This window comes from Janthinobacterium sp. Ant5-2-1 (assembly GCF_001445815.1).
Classification (GTDB): domain Bacteria; phylum Pseudomonadota; class Gammaproteobacteria; order Burkholderiales; family Burkholderiaceae_D; genus Janthinobacterium; species Janthinobacterium lividum_E.
Window position 1 is genome coordinate 16,940 of the sequence record NZ_LNCE01000035.1, and the last position, 19,147, is coordinate 36,086.

Below are 19,147 nucleotides of genomic sequence, written 5' to 3' on the forward strand. Positions count from 1 at the left end.
AGAAGCGTCATGAACGGCCCGGAAAAACTGGTGTAAGGTATATCCAATCACCTTTTTCCGGAGCCGCCATGTTGATCAAGCGCAGTCCCAACGGCATTGAGTTGCCGTATTCTTCCGAAATCACGCCGCGTGCCGTGTTTGAATCGCGTCGTAGCTTCATCAAGCAAGTGGCGCTGGGCTCGATGTCCAGCGCGGCGTTGCTGGAAATGGCCAGCCGCGAAGCGTTCGCGCAAGGCACCAATCCCAAGCTGGCTGCCAAGCTCAATCCCGCCTATTCGGCGCTGGAAAAGCAGACGGCGTATAAAGACGCCACCACGTACAACAATTTCTACGAATTCGGCACGGACAAGAGCGACCCGGCGCAAAACGCGGGCACCCTGCGCACACGGCCGTGGACGGTCAGCATCGAAGGCGAAGTCAAGAAACCGATGACCCTGGACCTCGATGCGCTGCTGAAGCTGGCGCCGCTGGAAGAGCGCGTCTACCGGCTGCGCTGCGTGGAAGGCTGGTCGATGGTGATCCCGTGGGTCGGTTATTCCTTCTCGGAAATCATCAAGAAGGTCGAGCCGACTGGCAATGCCAAGTATGTGGAATTCATCACCCTGGCCGACAAGAAGCAAATGCCGGGCGTGGGCAGCCGCGTGCTGCAGTGGCCTTATACGGAAGGCTTGCGTATCGATGAAGCGAACCATCCGCTGGCGCTGCTGACCCTGGGCATGTATGGCGAAACCTTGCCGAACCAGAACGGCGCGCCCGTGCGCATGGTATTGCCGTGGAAATATGGTTTCAAGTCGGCCAAATCCATCGTCAAGATCCGTTTCGTCAAGGAACAGCCGCGCACGTCCTGGAACCTGTCGGCGCCGTCCGAATACGGTTTTTACTCGAACGTGAACCCGAACGTCGATCATCCGCGCTGGTCGCAAGCTTCCGAGCGGCGCATCGGGGAAGACGGTTTTCTCGCGCGCAAGCGCAAGACCCTGATGTTCAACGGCTACAACGATGTCGCTTCCTTGTACGCGGGCATGGACCTGAAAAAGTTCTTTTAAGGAAAGACCATGGCCCTCAACCCCACGAGCAGGCAGTTATCGCTGCTGAAAAGCCTGATCTTTTTGCTGGCGCTGCTGCCATTTGGACGCATGGTCTGGCTGACGTACACGGGGCAGCTGGTGGAGCCGCTGGAATTCATCACGCGCGGCACGGGCGACTGGACCCTGTATTTCCTGTGTATCAGCCTGGCAGTGACGCCCTTGCGGCGCTTTACGCAATGGAATTGGCTGATCAAGCTGCGGCGCATGCTGGGCCTGTTCGCGTTTTTCTATGCGGCGCTGCACTTCACCACGTTTTTATGGTTCGATCACTTTTTCGATGTGCAGGAAATGTGGAAGGATGTGCTCAAGCGGCCATTCATCACGGTAGGCTTTATTGCCTTCGTCTTGCTCATTCCGCTGGCCGTGACAAGCACGAACGGCATGGTGAAACGCCTGGGAGGCAAGCGCTGGCAGTGGTTGCACCGGCTCATCTATATCATCGCGCCGCTGGGCATCTTGCACTTCTGGTGGATGAAGGCGGGCAAGAATAATTTCGCGCAACCGATCCTGTTCGGCAGCATCGTCGCGCTACTGCTGCTAATACGCGTTTATTTTGCCTGGAGCAAGCGCGAGAAAAGCGCCAGGGCGGCCAAGGCTGCCACCCCGGTACGCTCGACTTAGGTTGCCGGCACGATCACCGGTGGCGGCGGCACGGGCGCTGGTTCGACGGGGCCTTTGGCTGGCGCGCCCTTGGCCGCTGGCGGCTTGGGCAGGTACAGGGGACCGGGCTGGCCGCAGCCGGCCAGGACGCTAGAAACCACAATGGCGGTGCCGATATAAAACGCTGAGGATGACTTCACGATTAGAATCACGGTTTGATTAAGATCTTTGGAGTGTAGCATGAGCGAATCGGAATTCCTGGCCCTGGCCGAAGCCACCCTGACCCAGATCGAGGCGGCGCTGGACCGGCTGAACGATGAAGACGTGCTCGACGTCGAATGCAGCCGCAGCGGCAATGTGCTGGAAATCGAATTCATCGATAACGGCACGAAAATCATCGTCAACAGCCAGGCTCCCATGCGCGAAATGTGGGTGGCCGCCCGTTCCGGCGGTTTCCACTACAAGCGCGTGGGCGACGAGTGGATCAACACGCGCGACGGCTCGGAACTGTTCGCGGCCCTGTCGGCCATGGCCAGCGAGCAGGCGGGTGCGCCGGTGGTCCTGAAGTAATTCTGACTGCCGTGGCAATAAAAAAAGGGCAGCCTTTGCAGGCTGCCCTTTTTGCATGATTACCGTTTAAAATAACTCGTTCTTCACGGCTTCTTTCGCCTTTTCTTCCTCCGGCGTGCCGCGCGCCGCGCCTTCCAGGCTGCCTACGCCAGTGCCCGGTGGGTTTTCAGCATAGTAATACTCGTCGCCCACGTGGATCAGGCCTTCCGGCACGGCGCGTTCCTCGACGGGAATGCTTTTCAGGGCTTTCGCCATGTAGCTGATCCAGATCGGCAAGGCCAGGCCGCCGCCCGTTTCGCGGTTGCCCAGGTTGCGCGGCTGGTCGTAGCCGATCCAGGCGATACCGACCAGCTTGGCCTGGTAACCGGCAAACCATGCGTCGATGGAATCGTTGGTCGTGCCCGTCTTGCCGGCCAGGTCGGGGCGCTTCAATGCCATGGCTTTATTGGCCGTACCGAAGCGCACGACGTCGTTGAGCATGCTGTTCATCATGAAGGCATTGCGCTCGTCGATGACCCGGTTGGCTTCCTCGCCCGCCAGGTCCGGCTTGGCTTGCGACAAGACATTGCCGTCGCTATCGGTGACCTTGGCGATCAGATACGGGTTGATCTTGTAGCCGCCATTGGCGAACACGGCATACGCGCCCGCCATCTGCAGCGGCGTCACGTTGCCGGCGCCCAGGGCCAGGGTCAGGTATGGCGGGTTCTTGTCCGCGTCAAAGCCGAAGCGCGTTGCATATTCCTGGCCATATTTGGCGCCGATCTTGTGCAGGATGCGGATGGAAATCATGTTCTTCGATTTCATCAAGCCCTTGCGCATGGTCATCGGGCCATCGTATTTGCTGTCGTAGTTTTTCGGTTCCCACGCCTGGCCGCCAGTCTGGCCAGCGTCGAACGAGATCGGCGCATCGTTGATGATGGTGGCCGGCGACAGGCCCCGTTCCAGCGATGCGGAATAGATGAAGGGCTTGAAGGCCGAACCTGGCTGGCGCCACGCCTGCGTGACGTGGTTGAACTTGTTGCGGTTGTAATCGAAGCCGCCCACCATGGCGCGGATGGCGCCGTCCGTGGTGCTGGCCGAGACGAACGCCGATTGCACTTCCGGCATCTGCGTCAAGACCCAGGCATTGCCTTCTTGCATGACGCGGATCACGGCGCCGCGCTTGATGCGGCGGTTCGGCGCCGCTTTTTCCGACAGCCAGGCCGCGCCGAAGGTCAGGCCGGGGCCGGTAATGGTGATTTCCTCGCCGGCCGAGGTGACTGCCTGCAACGATTTTGGCGAGGCCTGCAGCACCATGGCGGCGATGATGTCGTCGCTGTCCGGGTGGTCGGCCAGTTCCGTCTCGATCGCGTCATCCGCTTCGGCCTTGGTTTTCGGAATTTCGATATACGCTTCGGGGCCGCGGTAGCCGTGGCGTTTCTCGTAATCCATCACGCCCTTGCGCAAGGCGATGTAGGCGGCGTCCTGGTCGGCCTTGGTGATGGTGGTGTAGACGTTCAGGCCGCGCGTATAGGTGTCTTCCTTGAATTGCTCGTAGACGAGCTGGCGCGCCATTTCCGACACGTATTCCGCATGCACGCCGAAGGCGCTGCTGTCGGTTTTCACTTTCAGCTCTTCATTCTTGGCTTCCGTGTATTGCTCTGGCGTGATGTAGCCCAGCTGCGCCATGCGTTGCAGGATGTATTGCTGGCGCATGCGCGCGCGTTTCGGATTGACGACGGGGTTGTAGGCCGACGGCGCTTTCGGCAAGCCGGCCAGCATGGCCGCTTCGGCCACGGTCAGGTCCTGGATGTTCTTGCCGAAATAGATTTGCGCGGCCGAGGCAAAGCCGTAGGCGCGCTGCCCCAGATAAATCTGGTTCATATACACTTCGAGAATCTGATCCTTGCTGAGGTTTTTCTCGATCTTCCAGGCCAGCAAGACTTCATACGCCTTGCGTTTCAAGGTCTGTTCGCTGGACAGGAAGAAATTGCGCGCCACCTGCTGCGTGATGGTCGAGGCGCCTTGCTTGGCGCCGCCCGTCAGGTTGTGCAGGGCCGCGCGCGTGATGCCCAGGTAATCAACGCCGCCATGTTCATAGAAGCGGTCATCTTCGATGGCCAGCACGGCTTTCTTCATGACATCGGGAATATCCTTGATGTGCACCATGTTGCGGCGCTCTTCGCCGAACTCGCCGATCAGCACACTGTCGGACGTGAACACGCGCAGCGGCATCTTGGGCTTGTAATCGGTCAAGGTATCGAGCGCCGGCAGGTTCGGATAGGCCATGGCCAGGCCGAATACCACCAGCAGCACGCCGACGATGCCCAGGCCCAGCAGCGATGCCAGGGCCATCAGCAGGAAACGTTTGGGTTTGCTGCCCTTGGTGGGCGGCTTCGAGCCAGCGGGGCCAGCGGATTTTGAAGATGTCATGCGTCGTATGTCTTTCGGTTAATTATGCGGGCCAATTATAAGCGAGCTTGCCGGGGTGGCAGCGCGCCGTGGCGCTTGCCGGGGGAGTGTCGAAACTTGCCGATACTCTATATAAGCGTGTATTGGCCCGCTGGCAACCAAGATTTGGTAACAATTATCCTGCGCCAGATCACGGCCCCGCCAGATAGGCGCCGCGCGCCGCAGACACGAGCGTGAAATCCATTTACAAGCCAGCGCTGCCGGGACTAGGCTTTCGGATGGCAGGACCTCCTTCCACGCTGACGTTTCTCTATGAAAAACATGTCCATCAGTAGTTTTCTTGGCACCGGCTTGCTGGGCGTCGACATCGCGGACGATGCCGTGCGCGTGGTCGAGTTGAGACGCCGGCGGGGGAAACTGTCGTGCCGGCATTGCGGCAGTTCTGCGCTGGCAGCAGGGGTGATGCTTGAAGGCAATATCGAAGATCTGCAGGGCCTGGCCGATGCCGTGCGCCAGGCTTATCGCGACAGTGGCAGCGGCTGCACTCGCGTGGCGCTGGCCATGCCGGCCACGGCCCTGATCACGCACGCGATCCGCCTGCCTGCCGGATTACCGGAGGAGCAGCTGGAAATCCTCGTGGAACTGGAGGCGGCGCAATACATGCCGTTTCCGCTGGAAGACGCCAGCCTGGATTTTTTCATTCTCGGCCCCGCGCCGCCGCTTGCCGGCCAGGCCGGCAGCGAGATCGACGTGTTGCTGGTGGCGGCGCGGCGCGCCAGCGTGCAGCGCCGTCTGGATGCGGCCAAGGCAGCCGGCTTGACGCCCGTCATCATGGATAGCGAGGCCCTGGCCTTGCAGGCGGCGCTCGCGCAAGGTGGCTGGCAAGCCTTGCCCGACGGCGGTCTGAGCTACCAGTTGGCCTGGGGCCTGGCCATGCACCGGTACGCCCGATGAAAGCCGTGGCGGAAGTGCCATGTATCAACCTTTTGCCGTATCGCCAGGCGGTACGCCGCAGGCGCATTCAGTGGCTGCTGTGGCAACTGGCGGGCGGGGCGCTGCTGGGACTGCTGCTGGCCCTGGCGGCGGGCGTCTGGCTGCAGTACCGGCTTGACGCGCAACTGCGCCGCCAGGAGGACTGGCGTCATGTCATGCAGCAAGTTAATGCCGTCCTCGCCGCCGGCAAGCGGGTGCAGGGGGAGACGGGGGCGCTGCTGCAGCGTCAGCAAGCCATTGCCAGTTTGCAAGAGCAACGCAATGCCTGGGTGCGCATGCTGGCGGTTCTGGCCCAGGCGATGCCGGCCGGCGTGGCCTTGCACAGTGTGCACCAGGAAACGGCGATGGTGCGCCTGCAAGGGCAGGCTGTGTCGCAGGACAAGGTCGCGGGATTGCTGTTGGCGCTGGAGCAGGCCGCGCCCTGGTCCCGCCCGGAAGTGCTGGAAGTGCGCGGCGTGGCCGATGGCGCCGTGGAATGGACGATACGGCTGGCTTTGGCACCCGCTGGGCAATCTTAGTCGTGGAGGTTGATCATGCTGAGCTTGAAGACCGCGTCGCTGTGGCCGCTACCGGCGCGCCTCGCTTGCGCCGCCCTTGCCGGTGCGCTGGTGGCCACGCTGCTGCACCTTGCATGGCTGGCTGGACTGATGACCGCCGTGCAGGTGGCGCAAAGTGAGGCGGCCCGCTTGCGCGCCGACTATCTGGCGGCACAGGCCAGGGCGAAGCAGTTGCCGCAGTGGCGTGCGCAGCAGCGTCAGGCCGGCGCTGAGCTGGCCTTGCTGGAACAGCAATTACCGGACCAGCAAGCGATGGCCGTGCTGTTGACGGACATTAACGCCGCAGGCCAGTCGCGTGGGCTGCAATTTTCCCTGTTCAAGCCGGGTGTTGCCCGGCCGCAAGCGCCGTATGTCGCCTTGCCGATCGCGATACAGTTGCGCGGCGGTTACCACGCCATGGGCGCGTTGCTGGCGGACCTGGCGCGTCTGCCGCGCATCGTCACGGTGCACGAGCTGGTCTTGACCCTCGGCAAGGATCGCTTGCTGACCCTTGACGCCGTGCTGCAGGCGTATCGCTTGCCCGAAGCGGGAGAGCTGGCGGCGCAAGCGACATTGCCGCCCAAGGCGGGCGCGCCCGCAGTGACACCAACTTGGCGTCCGCTTGCCGCTGTCGCGCCGCATCCCTACGAAGCGGCTGCCTTGGCCGATCCATTTAATGTCTTGCCGCCGGCGCCCGTGTCCGGTCAGCGGGGCGGTGTGGCGGGGCCCGACCTGCGGCGGATGCGCGAACCGCTGGAAAGCGTAGCCTTGCCCGCCATCAGCATGGTTGGCAGCGTGCAACAGGACGGGCGCCTGAGCGCGCTGCTGCTGGCGGGCCAGCGCGTGTACCGGGTAACGGTGGGCCAGTACCTGGGGCAAGATCACGGCGTGGTGACGGACATCAGCGAACGAGCGCTGCAGTACAGGGAGTTGCTGCAGGACGGGGGAGGCGGGTGGCGCGAGCGGCGCGGCAGCCTGTCGTTGAGCAAGGCGGGCGACGCCAAGGCCAGCCTGCCCGAGGCGGCGCCATGAGGCCGCGCCGCATGTTCCTGGCCGCCATGCTGTGTCTGCATGCCAACGGTCTTGCCCAGGAGGCCGTGGTGCAGGTGACGGCGCCACGGCTGTATGCGGGCGACAGAATCTCCGTCGATTTTCAGAACGTAGGCGTGCGCGCGGCCCTGCACATCCTGGCCGATGCATCGGGGCAAAACATCATCGCCAGCGACAGCGTGGCGGGCAATGTGACCGTGCGCCTGCGCGACTTGCCTTGGGACCAGGCGCTCGACGTGCTGCTGCAGGCCAAGGGCCTGGACATGCGGCGCAATGGCAACGTGCTGTGGATCGCGCCGCGCGAGGAAATCCTTGCGCGCGAAAAGCTGGAACTGGAACAGCGCGCGCAGATCGCGGAACTGGAACCCTTGCAATCAGCCATCTTCCAGCTCAATTACCAGAAGGCCGAAGCGTTCCGCACCGTGTTCGGCCTGGACGCGGGGGAAGGGCGCAGCCGGCTGCTGTCGCGCCGTGGCAGTGTGCTGATCGAGCCGCGTACGAATCAGCTGTTCGTCACCGACGTGCCGGCGCGCCTGGAACAGATCCGCCAACTGATTGAGAAGACGGATATTCCAACGCGCCAAGTGATGATCGAGGCGCGCATCGTCGAGGCGAACGACAGTTTCAGCCGCAACCTGGGCGCGCGCCTGGGTTTTACGGACCAGCGCCTGGCGGCGGGCCAGTTGCCCGGTTTTTCCCTGGGCGGCAGCGGGCGCCGCGCGGCTGTCGGCGGCAGCTACCAGGGCGTGGGCGAGGCGACGGGGCAAACGGTGGCCGGCAGCGGCGCCTTCGTGCCGAACACGCAATTCGTCAACTTGCCGGCCGCCAGCATCAATGGCTTGCAGCCGGCCAGCTTCGCCCTGAGCCTGTTTTCGGCGGCCGCCAACCGCTTCCTGAACCTGGAATTGTCCGCGCTGGAAGCGGACGGCCGGGGCAAGATCATTTCCAGCCCCCGCGTGGTGACGGCCGACAAGGTGCTGGCGCTGATCGAGCAAGGCATCGAGCTGCCGTATCAGGTGGCCACCAGCAGCGGCGCCACGTCGATCACGTTCCGCAAGGCGAACTTGCGCCTGGAAGTGACGCCGCAGATCACGCCGGATGGCAACGTGGTGCTGGAAGTGGACGTCAACAAGGATAGCGTGGGCCAGGAAACCCGTTCCGGCTTCGCCATCGACACCAAGCACGTGCGCACGCAAGTGATGGTGGAAGACGGCGGCACGGTGGTGCTGGGCGGTATTTATCAGCAATCCGAACGGGGCACGGACAGCAAGGTGCCAATTCTTGGCGACATCCCCGTGCTCGGTGTTTTTTTCCGCAGCACGGGCCGCAGTCAAGAAAAAACGGAACTAATGGTGTTTATTACGCCGAAAATAGTGGCAGATCGGCCAGCAACACGTTAATGTCACATCTTTACGTTTAAGTAACAATGCACACGAAAGCGGACTGATGGCGACTATGCGGAATGTATCTTGGGGCAACACTTATTGGAGTCGGGTATCGAATTGGCTGGTCTTGCTGGTCATTAGCTCTGTACTGGCCGCGTGTGGCGGCGGTGGCGGTGACCCGACCATCGATGGCGGCAATGGTGGTGGGACGACGGGCGGCGTGGCCGCGACGGTCACGGTGAGTCTGTTGAACGTCGCTGGCCAGCCCAGCAATGCATTGAGCAGCACGACGCCGTTGACTGCCAAGGCGCTTGTGAACGATAAAAATGGCGTTCCTGTCAGCAATGCCGTGGTCACGTTTTCGGCCGACGCCGCGTTGGTAACGTTGTCATCGACCAACGGCACGGCGCTGACCGACGCCAAGGGCTATGCCAGCATCACTGTCTCGGCCTTGAATGCGACGGTCGCTGGTGCCGGTAAGCTGACGGCCACTGTCGGGGCAGGCACCGCCACGGTCACCGGCGAGGCGAGCTATGAAATCAAGACGGCGCAGGCATCTGGCGCCAAAATGACGCTTTCCTTGCTGAGCGGAGCGAACGCCAGCAATGCCTTGTCGAGCGCCACGCCGCTGACGGCCAAGGCGTTGGTGACAGATTTGAACGGAAAACCGATCAGCGACGTGCTGGTGGCATTTTCGACGGACAATACCATGGCAGTGATGTCACCATCGGTAGGAACGGCACTTACCGACGCAACAGGCACGGCGAGCGTCACGTTGCGCCCTTTCAGTCTGTCGGCCAGCGGCGCTGCCACGTTGAGGGCGACTACGACGGCCAATGGTGCCGTTGCCAGCAGTCAAATCAATTATGTTCTGGGGGCCACCAATCTGGAGCCCGCCAATATGACATTTTCGCCCAACAGTATTCCTGCTTATGGCACCGCGGTCGTGTCGGTCGACATCATGTCTGGCGGCAGGTTGTACACCGGGCCCGGAACGACTGTGAATTTTGGATCGAACTGTGTCTTTATGGGCAAGGCCAGCGTGACCAGCGGCGTGCCGGCCGTTAATGGCAAGGCATCGGCAGTGTATCGCGACCTCGGTTGTGGTGGTGGTGACATGGTCTTTGCCGCGGTAGTGGGTGGCGACAGGGCTCTTCACGCCTCCTTTGCGATCGAACGTGCCGCGCCGGCGTCGGTCCAGTTTTCTGCCGTCAGCCCGGTTGGCAAGTCCCTCGTCATTCAAGGCCAGGGTGGTCTGTCGCGCACGGAAACGGCGACCTTGACCTTTCGCGTCTTCGACACCTTCAATAAACCTTTGCCTGGACAGGACGTCACGTTTTCTCTGCTCAACGGTCCCGGCATGACTTTGAATAAATTGAAGGACACCACGGACGCCAACGGCGAAGTCATTACCACGGTCAATTCCGGTACTATGCCGACCACCTTCCGCGTCAAGGCCAGCCTGGCATCAGGTGTTTCTACCCTGTCGGACTCCATCCTTGTGACGACGGGCTTGCCCGTGCAAACGGCGTTTTCGCTCAGTTCGGTCAAGTCCAGCGTGGAAGGTTGGTCTTATGATAGCGCCGTAGGAATCCCTGCCACGACCGTCACTATTTTGCTGGCAGATCAAGCGGGCAACCCCGTTCCCGATGGCACGCCGGTCGCATTCCAGAGCAACTTAGGCGCCGTCGGCTCGTCCAGCATGGGTGGTTGCACCACCATCAACGGCGGCTGTTCAGTCGACTTCCGCAGCCAAAACCCGCGCGTGGTGACCAATCCACCTGTCACACCTTGCAATGATGTTAACAATGGTGGCACGGCCGACAGCCAGTGGCCCGGTCTTGCCACTGTCTGCGCCAGCACTTCGGACGGCAGCAAGACGTTGTTCGCGAAGATCGCCATTTTCCTGAGCGGCAGCCGTCCCGAAAATGTCACGCTGTTCGATCAGTCGGCCCAGGTCAGCCTGGATCGCAGCACCTATGATCTTGGGAGCGTTTCGGCCGCAGCAGTACGTCAATTCAGCTTGAGATTCAGCGATTTGCATCAAAACCCCATGCCCTCCGGAACTACGGTCGCGATCACGAATATGATCAATGGAGTTGGATCCATCACTCCGGAGAGCATACAAAATATCTATCCGCACAACACGCTAGGTGTGGATGACCGTACCGGAGGCAACATTCAAGGTAACCAGGGAGGCCGGCATGCCGTTACAATTAATAGCCTGACGCCGGTGAATTGTGTAGCGAATGTGATCAGCACGTTTAATGTGACAGTGACGACGCCGCAGGGCAACGCCACCAGCTACCCGTTTAGACTGACATTCTCCTGTCCTTGACGTAAGGGGAAACGGGCGCCGTAGAGGCGGTGCCCGCTTATTTTCTGATTGATATAAAAAAGTGTCCGAAATTTCCAACAGTAATATCTTTCTTGTCGGCCTCATGGGCGCAGGCAAAACCACGATCGGGCGCATCCTGGCCCGCAAGCTGGGCTTGCGCTTTGTCGATTCCGACCACGAAATCGAGGCACGCACGGGAGCGACCATCCCGTGGATCTTTGAAATCGAGGGCGAGGCCAGCTTTCGCCGGCGCGAGGCCGAGGTCATCCGGGACCTGAGCGCCCAGGAAGGCATCGTCATGGCCACGGGCGGCGGGGCCATCCTCAACGCCGACAGCCGCGCCTATCTGAAGGAGCGGGGCACGGTCGTGTACCTGCGCGCCAGCGTCAGCAACATCCTCGCGCGCACCAGCCACGACAAGAATCGTCCCCTGCTGCAGACGGCCGACCCGCGCAGGAAGCTCGAAGAGCTGACGTCGCAGCGCGAGCCCCATTACCTGGAAGTGGCCGACATTGTGATCGACACGGGCCGTCCTAACGTACAATCGATGGTCCAGACCATCCTGATGCAGCTGGCCAGCCTCGAATGCGAGGCCTCGCCCAACTGCGTCATTTATGCAGAGCCTTCGATGAACGAGCAATCCAAAATGTTGTTGAGTGTAGACCTCGACGAACGCAGTTATCCGATCGCCATCGGCCCTGGCCTCCTGGCCGACGCCGATGCGCTGCTACGCCATATCAGCGGCCACAAGGTGGCCATCGTCACCAATACCACCGTCGCGCCCCTGTACCTGGGCCGCCTGCAGGCGGCGCTGGCCAGCGATGGCCGCGAAGTGATCAGCATCGTCCTGCCGGACGGCGAGGAATATAAAAACTGGGCCAGCCTGATGCAGATCTTCGACGCGCTGCTGGCGAATAAATGCGACCGCAAGACCACCCTGGTGGCGCTGGGCGGCGGCGTGATCGGCGACCTGACCGGCTATGCGGCGGCGAGCTACATGCGCGGCATCGGCTTCGTGCAGGTGCCCACCACCCTGCTGGCGCAGGTCGATTCCTCCGTCGGCGGCAAGACGGGCATCAACCACCCGCTGGGCAAGAACATGATCGGTGCCTTCTACCAGCCGCGCGCCGTGATCGCCGACACATCGACCCTGGAAACCCTGCCGGCGCGTGAGCTGTCGGCGGGCCTGGCCGAAGTGATCAAGCATGGCGCCATCATCGACGCCGCGTTCTTCGACTGGATCGAAGCGAACATGGCCAAGCTGATGGCGCGCGACAAGGGCGCCCTCGCGTATGCGATCGCCCGCTCGTGCGAAATCAAGGCCGACGTGGTGCGCCAGGACGAACGCGAAGGCGGCTTGCGCGCCATCCTGAACTTCGGCCACACCTTCGGCCACGCCATCGAGGCGGGCCTGGGCTACGGTCACTGGCTGCACGGCGAAGCCGTCGGCTGCGGCATGGTGATGGCGGCCGACCTGTCGTGCCGCATGGGCTATATCGACCAGGCGGCCGTCGAGCGCGTGCGCAAGCTCGTCGCCGCCGCTGGCTTGCCCGTCAAGGCGCCGGACCTCGGTGTCGCGCGCTGGCTGGAACTGATGGAGGTCGACAAGAAGAACGAGGGCGGCGCCATCAAGTTCATCCTGTTGAAACCCCTGGGCAGTCCGAGCATCACGTCCGCGCCGCACGAACTGGTGCTGGCCACCCTGGCCGCCGGAGTGCAATAACATGCTGCCCGAAGACTTCCTTGCCCCCTACGCGGCCCATTCGGCACAGGGTCAGGGACGTCGCTTTGCCGAGGCGCCGCACGCCTCGCGCAGCCAGTTCCAGCGTGACCGCGACCGCATCATCCATTCCTCGGCCTTCCGCCGCCTCGAATACAAGACCCAGGTGTTCCTCAACCACGAGGGAGACCTGTTTCGCACGCGCCTGACGCACAGCCTGGAAGTGGCGCAGGTGGGACGTTCGATCGCGCGCAACCTGCGCCTCAATGAAGATCTGGTGGAAGCCATCGCGCTGGCGCATGACCTGGGCCACACGCCGTTCGGCCACGTGGGCCAGGACGTGCTCAATGAATGCATGCAGGAGCATGGCGGCTTCGAGCACAATCTGCAAAGCCTGCGCGTGGTCGACACGCTGGAAGAGCACTACGGCGCCTTCGACGGCTTGAACCTGATGTTCGAGACGCGCGAAGGCATCTTGAAACACTGCTCGCTGGCGCATGCGCGCGAACTCGGTCCCGTGGCACAGCGCTTCATCGACCGCACGCAACCGACCCTGGAAGCGCAGCTGACCAACCTGGCCGATGAAATCGCCTATAACAGCCACGATATCGACGACGGTTTGCGTTCCGGCCTGATCACCATCGCGCAGCTGGAAGAAGTGGAATTCTTCGGCCGCCTGTGGCGCGAGGTGCAGCAGGCGTTTCCCGGCCTGTCCGGCCGGCGCGCCATCTATGAAACCCTGCGCCGCCTGATCACGGCCCTGGCCGACGATCTGATCGTCACCTCGACCGGCCTGATTGCCGATGCCGCGCCGCGCGACGTGAACGAAGTGCGCGCCAGTGCCCCGCTGATCCGTTTTTCGGACGCCATGCGCAAGGACGCGACGGACCTGAAGCGCTTCTTGCGGGCCAACCTGTACCGTCACTACCAGGTCAACCGCATGCGCGTAAAGGCCAGCCGCATCGTGCGCGAACTGTACGACAGTTTCATGGCCGAACCGGCCCTGCTGCCGCCCGACTATCAGCTGATTGGCCACGATAAGGATGGCGACGTCACGCAGCAGGCGCGCAAGATCGCCGACTACATCGCCGGCATGACGGACCGCTACGCGATCCGCGAGCACCGCAGGCTGTATTCGCTCGACGAGCTGTAACGGTCACTGCGGGCACTGATCTGCCCGCGCGACGCTGCGTGTCGGGTTACGCCGTGCCGGCTAACCCGACCTACCAATGCAAGCGCTCATGGGGAGTCCGACAACATTGTTGGCGCGGCCCCGTTACTCCGCATTGCCGATCCTGTCAATTGGCATGATCATCTAGGTCCCCACCTGATCACCCCAATACCCCCGCAGCACCTTCTTTTCTATCATGGCAGCAAGTCAACAAGGGCTTGCCGCCCATAGTCAAGGAGAGAGTCATGATTGAATCGCGCCGCAGTTTCTTGCGCGCCTTGCCAGCCGTAACCATCGGGGCGGCCATCGCGCCGCTGCCCGGCAAGGCGGCCACGAAGGGCGAAGGCGGCCAGCGCTGGGCGATGGTGGTCGACGTGCAGAAGTGCATCGGCTGCCAGGCTTGCACGGTCTCCTGCATCATGGAAAACGCCGTACCGGAAAACAGCTTCCGCACCGTCGTTTCGACCTATGAAGTGAAGGAAGAGAACCGCTGCGGCACCTACATGCTGCCGCGTCTGTGCAACCACTGCGCCAATCCCCCCTGCATTCCCGTCTGTCCCGTGGGCGCCACCTTCCAGCGCAAGGATGGCGTCGTCGTCGTCGACGGCGACCGCTGCGTGGGCTGCGCCTACTGCGTGCAAGCGTGTCCGTACGACGCGCGCTTCATCAACCACGAGACGGGCAAGGCCGATAAATGCACGTTCTGCGCGCACCGCGTCGATGAAGGCTTGCTGCCGGCCTGCGTGGAAACCTGCGTGGGCGGCGCGCGCATCTTCGGCGACCTCAATGACCCCGAAAGCCTGGTGCACCAGCTGCTCACCGAGAATAAGGTGAAGGTGCTCAAACCCGAGCAGGGCACCCAGCCCCACGTGTTCTACCTGGGACTGGACACGCGCTTCGCCGGCCACGTCGAAGGCGAAGCGACTCTTTGGCAACCGAGCAAACACGGGAAATAAACCATGGACAGCCACATCACCGAAATTGTCAACGTCACGCGCGAAGCGGCATGGCTGCCGTGGGCGGTGCAGTATTTTTTCCTCATCGGCCTCAGTTACGGCAGCTTCATGCTGACCTTGCCGTACTTCGTCTTCGGCCGCAAGGCGTATGAACGCCTGGGGCGCATCGCGCTGCTGGCGTCGCTCGTGTGCGGCATGACGGCGCCCGTGGCGCTGCTGGCCGACTTGCACGGGCCGGGCCGCTTCTACCATTTCTACATTTACTTCCAGCCGCAGTCGTGGATGTCGTGGGGTTCGTTCTTCATTCCCCTGTATCTGGGCTGTCTGATGCTGTACGCGTGGCTGGCGCTGCGCGTGGATTTTGCCACGCGGGGGCATGGCCAGGACCGCCTAGCCTTTGCCTACCGCCTGCTGGGGCGCGGTGGCGCCGCCTCGCGCAAGGCCATCGTCACCGCCGCCGCTTGCACCTTGCTGGCCGCCTTTGTCGTGGGCCTGTACACGGGCATGGAAGTGATGGTGGTGCGCGCCCGTCCCCTGTGGTTTACGCCCTTCCTGCCGGCGCAATTTGCCGCCACGGCCTTTGTCGGGGCGGTGGGCCTGGCGCTGCTGTTCAACCGTTTCCTGCCGGGCCGCGACCAGGCCCTGGAAGTATCGCTGAACCGGGCGCTGGCCCTGTCGCTGGCGCTGGTGCTGGCCCTGGGCGGCGGCTGGCTGTTCGTCAGCCTGTCCGGCGTGAGCGCCAGCCACAGCATGGCATTTACGCAGGTGGCCGGCATGCCGCAATGGCAGTTCACGGCCGTCTGGGCCGTGCTGTCGGCCATCGTGCCGATGGCCCTGGCCATCTGGCGCCCGGCCACGAGTGGCCTGGTCAACGGCCTGATCGCGCTGCATAGCGCCTGGATGATGCGCTGGACGATATTCATCGGCGGCCAGACGATCCCGAAAACGGGCGCGGGCCTGTACGACTACCACCTGCCGATGGGGAACGATGGCTTGATGGGGATTATCGGCACGGCGGGCCTGTGGATCGCGCTGCTGTTGCTGATGCTGGAATTTTTGCCATGGGCCGGACGCATGCTGCGCAACCGTCCCGCCATGGCCACGCACTGAGGAGTCAAAAATGAACGAACGCAAAAACAACGACGACCGCAACGACGTCCCCGAAGACGAAAATGAAAAACGCCGCAAGCTGCTGCGCTACGGCGCCATCGGCGGCGGACTGGCCGCGTTTGCCGCCAGCTTTTCCACCACGGCTGGTCGCATGGTCGACCACGCGCTGGGCAAAGATAAACCTGTGCAGAAACTGCATGGCAATTCGCTGCCGCCCGAGTTTTCCGTCGACACGGCCACGGGCAAGCTGACCGTCAATCCGGACCAGCAAGTGAGCTACACCATGTGCATGGGCTGCACCACGTTTTGCGGCGTGCGCGTACGCCTGGATAAAAATAGCGGCAAGGTCTTGCGCGTGGCGGGCAATCCCTACAGCCCCCTGTCGGCCGATCCGGCGCTGCCATACCAGACCTCGATACGCGACAGCTTTGTCTCGCTGTCGCGCTTCCAGGAAAAGGGCTTGAAGGGCCGCTCGACGGCTTGCGGCCGGGGCAACGGCGTGCTGGAACAGATGGAGTCGCCGTTCCGTGTGCTGGCGCCGATGAAGCGCGTGGGGCCGCGCGGCGGCGGCCAGTGGGAACCGATCGCTTTCGATCAACTGGTGAAGGAAGTGACGGAAGGCGGTGACCTGTTTGGCGAAGGCCACGTACAGGGCTTGCGCGCCTTGCGCGAGCTGGAAAAACCGATCGATCCGGCGCAGCCGGAACTGGGTCCGCAAGTGAACCAGGTTGGCCTGATGTGCAGCACCGACGATGGCCGCCTTGCGTTCGGCACGCGCTTTTTCAAGCAGTCGTACGGCAGTCTGAACCTGGTCAACCACGGCTCGTATTGCGGCGGCGCCTACCGCAGCGGCTCGGGTGCCATGTTCGGCGACATGAAGAAAATGCCGCATGCGAAAGTGGATCTGGAAAACACGGAGTTCTGCATTTTCGTCGGCACGGCGCCGGGCAATGCGGGCAACCCGTTCAAGCGCCAGGGTACCCTGATCGCCAAGGCACGTTCGGGCAAGCGCGAATTCAGCTACGTCGTCGTCGATCCCGTGCTGACGAATGCGGACAGCCTGGCGGCGGGCGACCGCAGCCGCTGGGTGCCGATCAAGCCGGGCACGGACGGTGCGCTGGCCATGGCGATGATCCGCTGGATCATCGAGCACGAACGCTATGACCGCAACTTCCTCGTGCAGCCGAACCTGAAGGTGGCGGAAGCGGCGGGCGAGGCCGCCTGGTGCAACGCCACGCACCTGATCATCAACGAAAAGGGCCATCCGCGCGATGGCCGCTACCTGCGTGCGTCCGACATCGGCGCGGTGGAACTGGCGGAAGAAGAGCGTTACAAGGATGGCGACGCCTTCTGCGTGATCGACGCCGCCACGCAAGCCATCGTGCCGCACAACGCGGCCAAGGGCGAGGCGCGGCTGTTCTTCGACGGCCTGCTGGAAGTGGCGGGCGCGCCGCTGCAGCTGAAGACAGCGATGACGATGCTCAACGAGGAAGCGCAGCGCCACAGCATGGAGGAATACGCAAGCGCCTGCGGCATCGGGCGCGACATCATCGAAGGCCTGGCGCAGGAACTGACCAGTCACGGCAAGCGCGCGGCCGTCAATGCGCACGGCGGCATGATGTCGGGTGCAGGCTTTTACAACGCGTACGCGCTGGTCATGCTCAATACCCTGATCGGCAATTTGAACCGCAAGGGCGGCACCCTCGTCAATGGCGGCAGCTTCAAGGATGCGGGACCCGGTCCGCGCTATAACCTGGAGAGTTTCGACGGCGAGATCAAGGCGGCCGGCATGCCGATCGGACGCAATGTGCCGTATGAAAAAACCTCGGAATTCAAGCTGAAGAAAGAAGCGGGCAAGGCCTATCCGGCCAGGGCGCCGTGGTATCCGAACGCGCCCGCGCTGGCGACCGAGTGGCTCACCAGCGCCATGAACGGCTATCCGTACACCTTGAAGGCGCTGATACTGTGGAGCTGCAATCCCGTCTACGGCATCACGGGCTTGCGCGCGCAGATCGGCAAGGAACTGGCCGATCCGAAGAAGATTCCCCTGATCGTCGCCATCGACCCCTTCATCAATGAAAGCTCGGCGTTTGCCGACTATCTGCTGCCCGATACCTTGCTGTATGAAAGCTGGGGCTGGGCCGGCGCTTGGGGCGGCATGCCCGTCAAAATGAGCACGGCGCGCTGGCCCGTGGTCGAACCGCGCGTGCAAAAAACGCTCGACGGCCAGACCATCTGCATGGAATCGTTCTTCATCGCGCTGGCAAAAACGATGGCCTTGCCCGGCTTCGGCCCGGACGCCCTGCAAGACATGGATGGCCAGCGCTTCCCCCTGCAGCGCGCGGAAGACTGGTATCTGCGCGGCGGCGCCAACATCGCCTGGCAAGGAAAAACGTCCGTGCCTGACGCAAGCGACGACGATATCGACCTGTCCGGCGTGGCGCGCATCCGTTCCGAACTGGAGCGCACCCTGAAGCCGGAAGAGTGGCGCAAGGTGGCCTTCATGCTGGCGCGGGGAGGGCGCTACCAGAGCTATGGCGAGATGTTCGGCCTGCGCCTGCCGCCACCCGTGAATGCCAAGGCGCCGGCAGTTCCCGTGCCGGTGGCCGATGAAACGCCGTATCCGCAGGACTGGTCCACGCACCGCTATCTGAAACCGATGATGCTGTACAACGAGGGCCTGGGTGTGAGCAAGAACAGCTTGAGCGGCAAGCGTTTCCCCGGTACGCCCGCGTGGCGGGTGGCGGCGTTTGCCGATGGCACGCCCGTGCGCAAGGCCTATCCGGCCAGCGAATGGCCTTTCGAGCTGATCAGCTTTAAATCGGCGCTGCAAAACTCGTACAGCATCGGCGCGCGGCGCTTGCGCGGCATCCATCCGGACAACCCGGTCGCCGTGCACCCCGACGATGCGGCCCGCTTGAAGCTGCAAAATGGCGATGAAATTTATTTGGAAACGCCGGGCGGCAAGGCCAGGGCCACGGTGATGCTGCGCCACGGCGTGCAGCGGGGTGTGATCGCCGTCGAACATGGTTTCGGCCACAAGGAACACGGTGCGCGCGCCCACCGCATCGGCAAGCTGCGCCAGCCCGACGAACCGGCCATCGGCGCGGGCATCAACTTGAACGACCTGGGATTGACGGACCCGAGCCGCGGCGACAAGAACGTGTTTGTCGATCCCGTCTCGGGCACGGCGGTGCGGCAGGGGCTGCCGGCGCGCATCGTGCGGACTTAGATTTGTC

General features: G+C 62.7%; 14 protein-coding genes and 1 pseudogene. 13 read left to right on the forward strand and 2 right to left on the reverse strand.

Translation table 11 applies throughout. From position 1 onward, the window contains the following. Positions 1–68: 68 nt before the first annotated feature. Together msrP and ASN89_RS12585 are read left to right on the forward strand one after the other, a co-directional pair. On the forward strand, positions 69–1,046 hold the full coding sequence (gene msrP, locus ASN89_RS12580) for a protein-methionine-sulfoxide reductase catalytic subunit MsrP (RefSeq protein ID WP_058049480.1): 978 nt from the start codon (positions 69–71) through the stop codon (positions 1,044–1,046). Between the two features lie 9 nt (positions 1,047–1,055). Further along, complete coding sequence (locus tag ASN89_RS12585; protein ID WP_058049481.1) at positions 1,056–1,709, forward strand: sulfite oxidase heme-binding subunit YedZ; 654 nt, start codon at positions 1,056–1,058, stop codon at positions 1,707–1,709. Here ASN89_RS12585 and lptM read toward each other — a convergent pair. Further along, positions 1,706–1,888, reverse strand: coding sequence for an LPS translocon maturation chaperone LptM (gene lptM / locus ASN89_RS12590; RefSeq protein WP_034778304.1), 183 nt, complete (start codon positions 1,886–1,888; stop codon positions 1,706–1,708). The two genes, ASN89_RS12585 and lptM, sit on opposite strands and share 4 nt — an antisense overlap. A gap of 40 nt (positions 1,889–1,928) precedes the next feature. On the opposite strand from lptM, the gene cyaY reads away from it, so the two are divergent. After that, positions 1,929–2,258: an iron donor protein CyaY gene (cyaY, locus tag ASN89_RS12595; protein ID WP_035824041.1), complete on the forward strand. Its 330-nt coding sequence runs from the start codon at positions 1,929–1,931 to the stop codon at positions 2,256–2,258. Between the two features lie 66 nt (positions 2,259–2,324). Here cyaY and ASN89_RS12600 read toward each other — a convergent pair whose 3' ends face one another. After that, positions 2,325–4,670, reverse strand: coding sequence for a penicillin-binding protein 1A (locus ASN89_RS12600; protein ID WP_046681678.1), 2,346 nt, complete (start codon positions 4,668–4,670; stop codon positions 2,325–2,327). 300 nt (positions 4,671–4,970) lie between these two features. Between ASN89_RS12600 and pilM the strand changes: the two genes are divergently transcribed. The 10 genes and pseudogenes from pilM to ASN89_RS12650 all read left to right on the forward strand — a co-directional run bounded on the left by pilM (position 4,971) and on the right by ASN89_RS12650 (position 19,140). Further along, complete coding sequence (gene pilM, locus ASN89_RS12605) at positions 4,971–5,603, forward strand: pilus assembly protein PilM (protein WP_058049482.1); 633 nt, start codon at positions 4,971–4,973, stop codon at positions 5,601–5,603. After that, positions 5,600–6,160 carry a PilN domain-containing protein gene (locus ASN89_RS12610; RefSeq protein ID WP_058049483.1) on the forward strand — a complete coding sequence of 187 codons (561 nt, stop codon included), beginning with the start codon at positions 5,600–5,602 and terminating at the stop codon, positions 6,158–6,160. Before pilM ends, ASN89_RS12610 begins: the two co-directional genes overlap by 4 nt. A gap of 15 nt (positions 6,161–6,175) precedes the next feature. Next, entirely contained in the window at positions 6,176–7,210 is a 1,035-nt protein-coding gene (locus ASN89_RS12615; RefSeq protein WP_058049484.1) for a pilus assembly protein PilP, read from the forward strand. A 92-nt stretch (positions 7,211–7,302) separates the two neighbouring features. Further along, positions 7,303–8,628, forward strand: a pseudogene (locus ASN89_RS12620) (type IV pilus secretin PilQ); the annotation flags it as partial. Between the two features lie 46 nt (positions 8,629–8,674). Next, on the forward strand, positions 8,675–10,951 hold the full coding sequence (locus tag ASN89_RS12625) for an Ig-like domain-containing protein (protein ID WP_082654545.1): 2,277 nt from the start codon (positions 8,675–8,677) through the stop codon (positions 10,949–10,951). 61 nt (positions 10,952–11,012) lie between these two features. Continuing rightward, positions 11,013–12,674: a bifunctional shikimate kinase/3-dehydroquinate synthase AroKB gene (gene aroKB / locus ASN89_RS12630; RefSeq protein ID WP_321166331.1), complete on the forward strand. Its 1,662-nt coding sequence runs from the start codon at positions 11,013–11,015 to the stop codon at positions 12,672–12,674. Between the two features lies 1 nt (position 12,675). Beyond that, complete coding sequence (locus ASN89_RS12635) at positions 12,676–13,824, forward strand: deoxyguanosinetriphosphate triphosphohydrolase (protein WP_058049487.1); 1,149 nt, start codon at positions 12,676–12,678, stop codon at positions 13,822–13,824. Between the two features lie 263 nt (positions 13,825–14,087). Then, positions 14,088–14,798: a sulfate reduction electron transfer complex DsrMKJOP subunit DsrO gene (gene dsrO, locus ASN89_RS12640; protein WP_058049488.1), complete on the forward strand. Its 711-nt coding sequence runs from the start codon at positions 14,088–14,090 to the stop codon at positions 14,796–14,798. A 3-nt stretch (positions 14,799–14,801) separates the two neighbouring features. Then, the gene (gene nrfD, locus ASN89_RS12645; RefSeq protein ID WP_058049489.1) at positions 14,802–15,908 is read left to right on the forward strand and encodes an NrfD/PsrC family molybdoenzyme membrane anchor subunit; all 1,107 of its coding nucleotides are present in this window, start codon (positions 14,802–14,804) and stop codon (positions 15,906–15,908) included. Between the two features lie 10 nt (positions 15,909–15,918). After that, positions 15,919–19,140: a molybdopterin dinucleotide binding domain-containing protein gene (locus ASN89_RS12650; RefSeq protein WP_058049490.1), complete on the forward strand. Its 3,222-nt coding sequence runs from the start codon at positions 15,919–15,921 to the stop codon at positions 19,138–19,140. Positions 19,141–19,147: the final 7 nt, after the last annotated feature.